General features: G+C 49.2%; 6 protein-coding genes. 3 read left to right on the plus strand and 3 right to left on the minus strand.

Annotated elements, in window-relative coordinates; genetic code table 11:
• The first annotated feature begins 76 nt into the window (after positions 1-76).
• Positions 77-1078, plus strand: a complete 1002-nt coding sequence (locus SFV55_RS01335) for a FecR domain-containing protein (RefSeq protein ID WP_320027644.1) — start codon at positions 77-79, stop codon at positions 1076-1078.
• A 114-nt stretch (positions 1079-1192) separates the two neighbouring features.
• Entirely contained in the window at positions 1193-3898 is a 2706-nt protein-coding gene (locus SFV55_RS01340) for a TonB-dependent receptor (protein ID WP_320027645.1), read from the plus strand.
• A 384-nt stretch (positions 3899-4282) separates the two neighbouring features.
• Here SFV55_RS01340 and SFV55_RS01345 read toward each other — a convergent pair whose 3' ends face one another.
• Both SFV55_RS01345 and SFV55_RS01350 read right to left on the minus strand, forming a co-directional pair.
• Positions 4283-6607, minus strand: coding sequence for an ATP-binding protein (locus SFV55_RS01345; RefSeq protein ID WP_320027646.1), 2325 nt, complete (start codon positions 6605-6607; stop codon positions 4283-4285).
• Positions 6588-7661 (minus strand): hypothetical protein, encoded by a 1074-nt coding sequence (locus SFV55_RS01350; RefSeq protein WP_320027647.1) that lies wholly within the window; start codon positions 7659-7661, stop codon positions 6588-6590. Before SFV55_RS01350 ends, SFV55_RS01345 begins: the two co-directional genes overlap by 20 nt.
• A 680-nt stretch (positions 7662-8341) precedes the next feature.
• Between SFV55_RS01350 and SFV55_RS01355 the strand changes: the two genes are divergently transcribed.
• A complete protein-coding gene (locus SFV55_RS01355) occupies positions 8342-10510 on the plus strand; it encodes a glycoside hydrolase family 9 protein (RefSeq protein ID WP_320027648.1) in 2169 nt (722 codons plus the stop codon).
• Between the two features lie 145 nt (positions 10511-10655).
• Here the strand turns inward: SFV55_RS01355 and SFV55_RS01360 are convergent, their stop codons facing one another.
• Positions 10656-11411, minus strand: coding sequence for an SDR family NAD(P)-dependent oxidoreductase (locus tag SFV55_RS01360; protein ID WP_320027649.1), 756 nt, complete (start codon positions 11409-11411; stop codon positions 10656-10658).
• Between the last annotated feature and the right edge of the window lie 89 nt (positions 11412-11500).

Here is an 11500-nt window from a genome sequence, read left to right on the forward strand (position 1 = left end):
GCACCATCCGGTCGCTGAGCGAAGCCGAAGCGCCGGATGGCGCCGTTGCGATCGATAAAACGCAAACCCTGAATATGTGAAATCAGAAATCTTTACCTCTTACACTTCCCTGGACTTTGCCCAGGAACCTTCCTTCATCCGCTGGGTCAGGGCCGGCGATGAAGAAGCTGCCATTTTTTGGCAAAACTGGCTGCAAGAGCACCCGGAAAAAGCCACTGAGGTAGCGGAGGGTCGCCTGCTTGCTGCTGCCTTGCGCGTACAAGAGGAGGAACCTAGCCCAGTGCAATTGCAAAACCTGTGGAATCGCATTGATGCAGCTACTGCCGAAAAAGCAACAGTTGCCGAAGATACCCCCATTGTACCAATCCGTGGCGGAGCCAACATTCGGCCCATGCGCCGTTGGCTCAGTTATGCTGCTGCGGCCTGTGTGACACTGTTGCTGGTAGCCTTTTTTTACAATCCTACGCGCAGCATCAGCGCTGGCATTGCCGAACAGAAAACGCATCAATTGCCCGATGGCTCCAGTGTGGTGCTCAACGCAGCCAGTAAGGTGAGTTATCACCCCTTGCGCTGGGGCCTGGCGCGCAAAATTGAGCTGGAAGGTGAAGCATTTTTTAAAGTCACCAAAGGCCGCCGTTTTGTAGTCAATACAGCAAAAGGGTCTGTAGAAGTGCTGGGTACCAGCTTCAATGTGCGGGTACGGGGCAACTCTTTTGCGGTAGCTTGTGTTACGGGTAAAGTGCGGGTGTCCAATCCAAAAGGGGAGCAAATTTTAACCCCGGGATTAAACACCCAAACCAACGAAAACGGGGATTTGGTAGCTCCTTATACGCTGACTACTCAGGCTACCGCAGCCTGGCGAGAAGGCAAATTTTATTTCAACGAGGCTCCGCTGCAAGAAGTATTCGAAGAAATTCAACGGCAATTTGAGGTGCGGGTACAAACCTCACGCGAGATCGCCAATCGTAAAGTGACGACTTATTTTGAGGGCAATAACCTCGATTCTGTTTTACACACGGTATGTTGGCCACTAAGACTGGAACCGAGCATACGTGGAAACCTGATTATTGTAAAATGAGTTGTGCTTCGGCTACGCTCAGCAACCGCCGCTTCGTTCACTGAGGGAAGTCGAAGTGCCGAAGCGGCGATTGCTGAGCGTAGCCGAAGCACAACTTTTCAACTAAAAACAACCATGCCCATCAAAACGCTGGTCGTGTGGCTTGTCTTTTCCTTTTTCTCCTGCACCTTGGTGGGCCAGTCGACTTATGCCTTTGTTGAAAAATTTCAGAATACTCCACTTGAACAGGCATTTGATATTTTAGCCAAAAAACACCAGCTCAAATTCTCTTACGAGAACCTAACGGTAGCTAATATCCGTGTTTCTAAAAAGATCAATGCCAAAGATTTATCTACCGCTTTAAACCAATTGTTGGCAGGACTGGAGCTGGAATACCACATCACCGGGACTGGGCAAATTTTGGTACGCAAAGCCCTGAGTGATTCCGAACTCAGTGTGAGTGAGGTGAAAATTAAAATACCCCGAAAAATAAACGGCACCCTGATCGATGCCTGGACCCAGCAACCCCTGGCATATGGCCACGTGCTTTGTGGTCAAGGCGATGGGGTGATCAGTGATGAAAATGGGCGTTTTGAACTTAACCTAGAGGATGGAACTGCTACCACTGAAGTAGCCGTGCAATACCTGGGCTATCAGACCCGAAAAACCTGGATAACGCCAGGAACTGAACCCCTCGACCTCAAAATAAGGCTCACCCCGAAGGTAGAACAACTCCAGGGGATGACCGTGACTGCCCGACTGCCCGCAGTATCCAATAAATTGCTGGAAGATGCTTCCGTTTTGCACGGCCCGGCATTGCAACGTTTGCCAGCCTTTGTCAATGGCGCGGATGTCATGCGTAGTCTGCAATACCTACCCGGGGTAAGCGCCCACGATGACCTTTCGGCTGACCTGAACATCCGTGGAGGCAGTGGGGATGAAAACCTGATCATCCTGGATGGCATCACTTTGTACAACGTAACCCATTATTTTGGCATTTTCAGCATCGTTAACCCGCACATGGTCGACGAGGTGAAGGTGTACAAAAATGCCTTCCCCGCAGAATACGGAGGCCGTACTTCTTCGGTAGTAGACATCCGCTCGGCTCAACGCAATCAGGGGGACACCAAAGCACTAGCCATTGCCGATGTCAATCTCATGACCAGTAGCGCCTTACTGGATGTACCGCTGGGAAAACAATTTCGGGTAATGGCTGCGGGGCGGATCACCAATCAGAATCTGGCCAACAGCAAGTTGTTCAATTTGCTCAATTCTGAGGTGAAAGACACCCGTATCTTGGATGTAAGGTCTAGTTTGGCAACCGTAAGGGAAGTGGTTTCCCAAAAGCCAGAATTGCGTTTTTTTGATGCCAACCTCAAGGCAAGCTGGCGCCCTTCGGCCCGCTTTAGTGCTGATTTTAATTATTTCAGCGGAGCGGATAAATATGCTTATGCCTATACCCGCACCAGCACTCAACTCATCAACAACCGCAGAGAAATCCTGAACGAATCTTATGATGAAGAAGCCGATTGGTTCAACCAAGGATTTGGTTTGCAGCTGAATCAAAAGTGGAGTACCCGCTTCAATTCCAACCTAAACGTCGCCTTTTCAGAATACGGCATCAGCCGGGATTTTTCCCAAAAATCGATCTTCCAAGTTGGCAATCGGCTGCGGCCTAATTTTATTTTTACCAACAACCACGACAACCACATCAGTGGCCTGGACATCAACTGGAAAAATGAATGGCAGCTGCGGGCAAATCAAAAACTGGTGTTTGGTTTTGAAAGCATCGACAACAAGTCTACCCTTTATCTTAAGGATGGGAAAATGGCCTCGCTGGATTTGGATGACCAAGGGCTACAACAGTCTTTGTATGGAGAATACCAGGCAGATCTGGCGGATTCAACCTTGAATTTCAGCTTTGGGCTGCGCGGCACCCGCTACAATGAGAGCAATTACCTCTCGCCGCGGCTTGGGGTGTTTGTAAAAGTATCGGACGAGTTTCGTTTAAAGGCCTCCTGGAGTATTTACCAGCAGTTTTTGTACCAGTTTTTCCACGAGGATATTTACGGTCGTTCTTATCCCTATTGGGTTTTGGCCAAAGGTGACCCGCGTTTTCCGGTGACTACAGCGCACAACACCATGTTGGGTGCCAATTTCCGGAAAGGTAGTTTTGAATTAGATGCGGAGTTTTATGTCAAAAACACCAATAATATGGTGGAGCATGCCCGTACCTTGGTGGCTTTGCCCGATTCTTTTGAATACAAATTCACCACCTTTAAGGGCACTGGAAAAACCATAGGTTTAGACCTCCTGCTCAAAAAGTCCTTCCCTCATTACGATACCTGGGTCGCTTATACGCTGAGCAAAAGCAGCCAAAGTTTTCCCAATATCGCCCGCGGACAGTGGTTTGCTTCCCCCAACGACCGTCGCCATCAATTGAAATGGATCAACCAATACAACTGGAAAAAATTTGATTTTTCGCTGGCTTATGTTTTTGCTTCGGGCCGCCCGTACACCGACTTATCCAAATTGAGTGGGACCACTCCGGCCGATCGGGTAGAAATCACCCCCGAAAGTCGCCTTTCCTACCTCGACGACTACCATCGCGTCGACTTCGCTACGACCTATTCTTTCCACATTGGCAAAACCAATGTGCAAACCAATCTCAGCTTCTTTAATTTGTTCAACCACCAAAACGTGAAGTACCGCCAGTATATCTATTCCTTTGTGCCAGCTGACCCACGTACCGGGCAGACCAAACCGCAGAATACGGTGCAGGGGTTGGAGCTGCAGTCGTTGGATTTTACGACTTCGGTGGGAGTGGTGGTGCGGTTTTGAGGGGAAATTTTGTTAGGCTAGATTGGATTTAACCTCAGTTTTTTTAACCGCAGAGTTTCTCAGAGTACACACAGAGTTTCTCAGAGTTTTTAAGTTAAGCCATCTGCGATGGCAAAGATTACTCAGAGGCGGCATTGAATAGCAGCTAGTACGAAAAAATCAAATTTCAGAAGTGCCCGAACACTCGCCACCGCAGGTGGCAAACTCCTTAAACTAAAATAAACTCCGAGAAACTCTGCGTGTACTCTGAGAAACTCTGCGGTTAAAAACTGCGTAATGTGAGCTCTTAAGTCATGTACTCGGAACTCAAAAGACCCCTTTACTATAATGATTGTACATTGTATCAATTGCCTGATAACCAACTTACCTAAAATCTAAGCACCCTCAAGTCACCTGATACCTCTTCAACCACAACTCAAACAAAGGTACCCGCAGTCGCCATTTTCCTTCCTCCGCTACAATAAACTGGTGATCTTCCAACACCAAAATAGCCCGTTCATCCGTCGGCTGTTCGCCATTCAGGATTTGCCGTACGGTAGGTTTCAAACCCCGGTTTTCACAAAACTGATTCCAGAACAAATTCACCACGCCATCATCGGGCATCAGCAGCGCTTGTTTCAGCGCAGCCTGATAATCCGCTTCGCTAACCGCCCGGCTTTCCCGCCCTTGTTTGTTGACAATGGTCACGATTTCCCGGCAGATTTTTTGCAACAAACAGGGATGCCCCTGGGTTTCCTGGTACATTTTTTCCAGCAATTCCTCCGGGTATTTTAGACCCACCAGATTGATCAGTTTGAAGGAATCCGTGCGGTTGAGGTAATCCACCAGCAGGCGCTCGGCTTGTACAAAGTACTCGCTCCAGTTGGGGCTGCGCAGTTCGGAGAGAAAGTCGGCTCCGGCAAACAATAGCACGACCTTGTTCTGGCTTTGCGACCAGGCGCGGATGGCACCGAGCAGTTGAGCGGCTTCTTCGGGCCGGGTTTGTAAAATTTGGTGCAATACTTCGTATTCGTCAATGGCGATGACTAGGCGGGTTTCTTGTTCTTGGGCCAGGGCGTCGAGTGCGTCGCGGAAAACTTGCCAGGCGGCCAGCCAGGCTTCAGGTAGTTCCAGACTCGGAGCGGCTTTGCGCAGCATGCTCTCATGGATGCGCTGCCAAAGTTTTTGCAACAGCTCCGGCAGCGGCAAACCCGGATGCTCCTGCATATCAAAAGCCACCACCTGGAACTTACGATCCAAAATGCGCGGCAAAAAAGCAATCAAAGAACTTTTGCCGACCCGCCGCTGGCCCTGAATAAAAAACAGAGGCATTTGGGCTGCGGTGAGCACCCGGTTTTTAAAGGCATCGCGTAGGTCTTCGCGGCCCAGGAAAAGCTCGCCATCTTCGGGTTTGAGTTTTTCACCGCCGCGGTAGATGTTGGGGGCGATGGGCTCTTCGGCTTCGGCTTCTAGTTCTAGTTCACGGAGTTTTTCGGTGGCGGATTTTTGCCAGAGCTCAAGTGCCTGAACGAAGTATTGACCCCATACACGGGGTTGTTGGAGCGCAAAGTCGTAGAGTTTATTGAGTTCTGTACGGTAGTTTTTGAAATAGGCTACCTTGCGGCGAATATTGCTTTCTTGTTCTACATCGAGTAGAGCGAGGCGGGTGGTTTCGATTTGGGGCTGCCACTCGGTGCTGGGGAGGGGGATGAGGAGACGACTGAGGTCGATAAACCAAGATTTGTCTTCATGCCAAAGGGTCTCCCGATCCAGGATTGGAAAACTTTTGAATGCATCAGAATCTCCTCTTTGTTGTCGCCATTGGCCTGCTATGGCGGCTAAACGGATCAACCAAGCCAGTTTTTTTTGTAAGGGCCTTTGTTTGAATAAAAATTGGCTGAAATTGAGCGCTTCTTCGGGGCTTTCATAAGCTTCTTTTTGGAAAGAAAACTGGATGTTAGGCAACGCAAAAAAAATTACTCCATCCCAATGATAGGGGTTGAATTGTAATGAGCTACTTTTGAGGAAACCAAAGAGTAAATAAACCAGATAAAGGTAAATTCTATAGTAAAAAAAGGGCCAACTCAGCAGAAATCCCAAACCGACCAACAAACCGAACTCCAACCCTACCGCCAAATTGAACGACAAAACTCCTACTAAACCTAACTCCAAACCTACCACCAAACCTGCCGACACACCTCTCACCAAACTTCCTGTCCAACTCCACGCCAAACCTCCTGCCAAACCTCCTGCCAAACCGAACGCCAAACCTCCTGCCAAACTGAACGCCAAACCGAACGCCAAACCGAACATCAAACCGAACGCCAAACTAAAAAACAAACCTAACATCAAATCTAACGCCAAACTTACTGCCAAACCGATTGCCAAACCGATTACCAAACCTCTTGAAAAGTCCCAAATACTAAATTGAAAAAGAAGGCTCCAATTTTTTGTAAAATCGATCGACCAGGTTTCACTGATTGTTGATTTAAAAGCATTCGGGAAATGGAGAGGCAAATCCAATCCACAGATTGACAGCAACAACAGCCCATAGATGAGGCTACTCAAAATAGCAATGCCAAGCAAAGGCATCAATATTACCCTAAGCCGATTTTTCCATCCTTTGATCGTATCTGAGTACTCTTTTAGCAGTATCGGCTCAAACATCAACCACCACAATACCTCCCACCCATTCCTCGGCTTCCGTACCTCATCTTCTCCCATTTCCATTCAATTTTTGCCGTTTTTCAATCAATAATCGTTTGATGTCCTTTTTATCCGAAGTAGGGTTGGCTTCCAGCTCGGTAAGCAGCGCCTCCAGCAAAGCATGCGTATGATTCGGTTCCGTTTCCAATTGTTCTTGCAAGTACACACAAGTTTCTTCCCCTAGCTCCGGTACTCGCCGCCGAATCTCCGCCCCAAGTTGCTCATAAGTCAACTGATTCAATTCAATCTCCGGTAGCGTCAGCGGTGAAGACTGGGTGCCAAACATCCGGTGCGAAACACTTTCGTACACCGAAAGCCAGAGCACCGAAAAAGACTCGTTTTTCAAGGTGTTCAACTTCACAAAAAAGTCGTAGCTAAAACCCGCATCCATTTCTGATTTGCCCGCAAACATATCATCAACGTTTTCGAGCACAAAGAGTACGGGTTTTTGATGGAGGCGGGCACTATTGCGGATGATTTCCACCAAATCCTCGCCGGGCTGGGCAGGCACTTTGGCTTTGGAGGCCACTATCGCCAAAAAATCGGGGTAACTTTTGATGAAATCCGAGAGTTTTACCCGTACCACCTGTACCTCATCCTGAATGCCACAAGCTTCCAGGTCTTCCATAAAACGATGGCGGCCCCAGCCGGGTTTGCCGAGTAGCTGGAGGGAATCGGGTAGGCGGGCGATCATGTTTTTTACCTGGGCGGCGCGTAGGGCGTGCTCGAATTGGAATTTTTTGACGTCCAGTTTGGGGAAGGTGGGGGCGGGGTGGAGGGGAACTAAGGGCTCGGGTTGAGGCTGTACAGTGGGCGCTTCAAAACCCAATTCCATTTCATCCAACAATTTTAATAAACCATTTGTAACCTGGTTTTGAATGAGTACAAATGCTTCATGACTAATGATACCCAAGCGATTTTCTTCGCTTATGGACTTGAAACGGGAGCTTTGTTGAATAACTTCATTCTGTTTGGGACTGCCTTTTAATTGTGAGATGAGTTTGGACAAAGCCACTTCGATCTTACTATTGGCAAGTAACTGTTTTATTTCTGTTATAAATGGAGCTGGTGTTTTCATTCTATGGAGCGGATTTAGGCAAATTTTTAATCCAGCTACGCTGTATTTTTAGCTGCCACAAATTGCACAAATTTTCACAAATTGAGGCACAAACTTTAGTTATGAGCAGTGAAAAGTAATATCCAGCATTTTTGTAGCTTTGCAGCTTTAATTTAACCACGAGGACGTTAATGCGCTTTGCGCTGGGGAGGCTTCGCCTCTCTTTGCTAAAAGCGACGCAATGGCAAAACGGATGCCACGGATGCCACGGATTAGAACGGATTTTGACTCACCTTCGGCTCGTCCTTTTCCGCCTGTGGCGGAAAAAAATCCGTTTTTATCCGTGGCATCCGTGGCATCCGTTTTGCCATCCTGCCGCTTTGGCTGAATTAAATCGAGTGTGAGCAATTATCATTATTATTTCTTACCACTCGTTGCTATGGTTTGCCCTTTTGTGGGCTTCGTCACACGAACGCAGTGAGTGTGCCCATTTGTGAAAATTTGTGCAATTTGTGGCTAAAATTTACCCCGCGGCTTCCACCCCAAGCTTGTTATTACTTTCCCAAAATGCCATCTTAATCCTGCATTTTTTCCCAAAAGCATTTATCTTGCCACCTCGTACAATCCACTAGCTGCAATTTTTTTGTGCCAGGTATCTAGCCTTTAGGTACCCTGACACCTCATTTATTCAACCCAAATCCATGCGCAGCTTCCTGTCTCTAATTGTTTTTTTCGCTAGCCTTTCCCTTTGGGCAGGTCCCGTCAAAACCACCGAATTCATCAAAGTGGACCAATTCGGCTACTTCTGCCAATCCAAAAAAATGGCCGTCATTGCAGATCCCCAGGCGGGTTTCAATGCCAGTGAAACGTTCTCCCCCGGCCTGGGCAACAACCAATACCAGGTGCGCCGCTGGGACAATGATCAGGCCGTATTCACTGGCACACTCCAGGTCTGGAATAACGGCAATACCCACGGCCAATCCGGCGACCGGGGTTGGTGGTTTGACTTCAGCACCGTAAGTACTCCCGGCAGTTACTACATCTACGATTTGGCCAATCAGGTCGGTTCCTTTCGTTTTGAAATCGGGGACCAGGTGTATGATGAAGTGCTGCGCCAGGCGGTGCGGATGTTTTTTTACCAAAGAATCAACTTCGCCAAAAACACACCCTATGTGGATGCCAAATGGGTGGACGGCGCCTGTTACGGCGGCCCCAATCAAGACAAAGCCGCCCGCAGCCGCTACGACAAAAGCAACCCCGCCACTGCCCGCGATGTGAGTGGCGGCTGGTTTGATGCAGGGGACCCCAACAAGTACACGACTTTTACTTTTGATCCTCTGCTCAACATGTTGGAAGCCTATCGGCTCAATCCGACTGTATTTAAAGACAATTACAACATTCCCGAGTCGGGCAATGGCATCCCCGATCTGCTCGATGAAATCAAGTGGGAACTGGATTGGCTCAAACGCATGCAAGACGCCACGGGTACCAATGGTTTGATGATCAAGGTGGGCGTCGACAATTTTAATGAAGTGCCCGCACTGCCCAGTTTGGATACCCGCCCACGCTATTGGGTGGGGGAATGTACCTCGGCCACAATTACCGGAGCGGCCATCTTTGCCTGCGCCGGACAGGTGTACAAGTCCTTATCCGATCCCGCCCTGCAAGCTTATGGCCAGGACCTGATCGACCGCGCCGTCAAAGCCTGGGCCAGAGCCCTGGCCACCACTCAAAACCTGAGTACTTTTGAAACCGCTTGCGACGACCAAAACATCACCTCCGGCGATGCCGACCGGGATGCGGGCAGCCAATTGGGCAACGCGGTAGCTGCCGCCATTTACCTCTTTGAAGCAACGGGTAACGCGGCTTATAAAACCCAGATCGATGCCCATTATGACAAAATTCGCCCCGTCAACGAAAATTACTGGCACCCTTACAACATGGGTGTTTGTTTTGCCTTGCTCAAATACGCCGGAATGCCCAATGCCAGTTTGGCCGCCGTTAGCAAAATTCGCAGCCAGAAGGCCGGCATGAATTACGCCTTTTCCATCAACAACTACCAAAACAAAACTGATCTCTACCGGGCCTACATGGAGGATTGGGCGCACCATTGGGGTAGCAACAACATCCGCTCCAATTCCGGGCTGCTCAACCTGGATTTTATCCATTTTGGCATCAATACCCCCCAACATGCTCTTTATTTGGAAGTAGCCGAGCAGTACCTACATTGGCTGCACGGGGTAAACCCACTAACGATGGTCATGCTCAGCAACATGTATGGGTATGGGGGCGAAAAATGTGTGAATGAATTGTATCATCATTGGTACAAGGACAAATCGGATTGGGACAATGCCCTGACCTCGCCCAAAGGCCCGCCACCGGGTTATGTGACGGGAGGGCCAAACAAGGATTTTTCAGTGAAAACCATCTCACCGCCCGCATCCCAGCCAGCCCAAAAGAGTTACAAAGACTGGAACTTCAGTTGGCCTGAAAACTCCTGGGAAATCAGTGAACCCGCCATTTATTATCAGGGGGCTTATATCGCGCTGCTGAGTCGGATCATTGGGGCTGGATCGGGCTGTAGTCCATCTACAGGGCTGAATGATGCGCCAAGATTAGAAGCGCGGATGCAGATTGTGCCGCAGCCCAATCAGGGCGTATTTACCTTGGTGTATGAGGCTGAAGAGGCAGGAGCTAGTTCCCTTCGCCTTCGCGATGTACAAGGACGTTTGTTGTGGGAAAAAAAGGTGGATGTCTTGTCTGGAGAGAACAGGATTGAAGTGGCGGTAAATAAGGTTCTTGCGGGAATATACCTATTTGAACTGCGTACGGAAAGTGGGGTAGGGGTGAAGAAGGTGTTGGTGGAATAAATAAAGGATCATCAGCCCGAGTTTTGGCTCCTGAGGTGATTCCTTGAGTGCCTCAAGTTTCTTAGGTGGTGAAAGAATACCCTGCGTAGCAGTTTTTTTACCACCTAAGAAACCATAGAAACCTTAGATTCACCTCAGCTAGACCTTACGGCTGCACACTCACCGCTGTCCAACCCCCATCCACTACCAAGGTTTGCCCGGTAATGTGCCGAGCCTGGGGCGAGACCAAAAACAGCGCCGCTTCCGCAATATCCAAGGGGCTGGCCGGCCTGCCCATGGGGGTGATATTGGACCAAACCTGATCGTATTCAGGATCGTTTAAGGTGCGTTCGGTAGCGGTTGCCCCGGGCGCTACGGCATTGCAGGTGATGCCATAAGGGGAGAGTTCCACCACCAGGTTTTTGGCCAAAATCTGGATTCCTCCCTTGGTCATGGCATAGGCGCCCAGGTTTTTGTGTGCCTGAACTCCGACAACAGAAGACATCAGCAACAAACTTCCCCCTTCGCCTTGGGTACGCATTTGTTTGGCGGCAACTTGGGCCAGAAAGAAAGTCCCCCGCATATTGAGGTTCATCACTTCTTCAAATTGGGAAGGTTGGAAAGTCCAAAAATCGCCGAAATGGGTAATGCCCGCATTGGCAACGGCGATGTCCAGACGGCCAAATTCTTTGACGCAGGTTTGCACCATGCTTTCAATAAAGGGTATCTGGCTCGCATCCCCGGCACAAGCCAAACAATTGCCTCCTTCCCAACGGATTTCTTCAGCGGCGCATTCGGCCAGTTCCGGGTCCTGGTCATTGAGCAAAACGGCAGCTCCCCGCAGCGCCAACTGTCGGCAGATTTCGTAGCCGATGCCTTGCCCGGCACCAGTAACCAAAGCAACTTTTCCTGTGAATGGCATGGGTAGGGTTTCAGGAGATAATTGGTTTTTTTTAATGGCTTAGCCGCAGATTGATGGTCAAGGAGTTGAAGAGATTAAGACTTGGTTTT

The sequence above is a fragment of the Haliscomenobacter sp. genome (assembly GCF_033763495.1).
Classification (GTDB): Bacteria; Bacteroidota; Bacteroidia; order Chitinophagales; family Saprospiraceae; genus Haliscomenobacter.

Coding starts and splice junctions, on each gene's coding strand:
- SFV55_RS01340 (WP_320027645.1), top strand. CDS start 1,193: ATGCCCATCAAAACGCTGGTCGTGTGGCTTGTCTTTTCCTTTTTCTCC.
- SFV55_RS01360 (WP_320027649.1), bottom strand. CDS start 11,411: ATGCCATTCACAGGAAAAGTTGCTTTGGTTACTGGTGCCGGGCAAGGC.
- SFV55_RS01350 (WP_320027647.1), bottom strand. CDS start 7,661: ATGAAAACACCAGCTCCATTTATAACAGAAATAAAACAGTTACTTGCC.
- SFV55_RS01345 (WP_320027646.1), bottom strand. CDS start 6,607: ATGGAAATGGGAGAAGATGAGGTACGGAAGCCGAGGAATGGGTGGGAG.
- SFV55_RS01355 (WP_320027648.1), top strand. CDS start 8,342: ATGCGCAGCTTCCTGTCTCTAATTGTTTTTTTCGCTAGCCTTTCCCTT.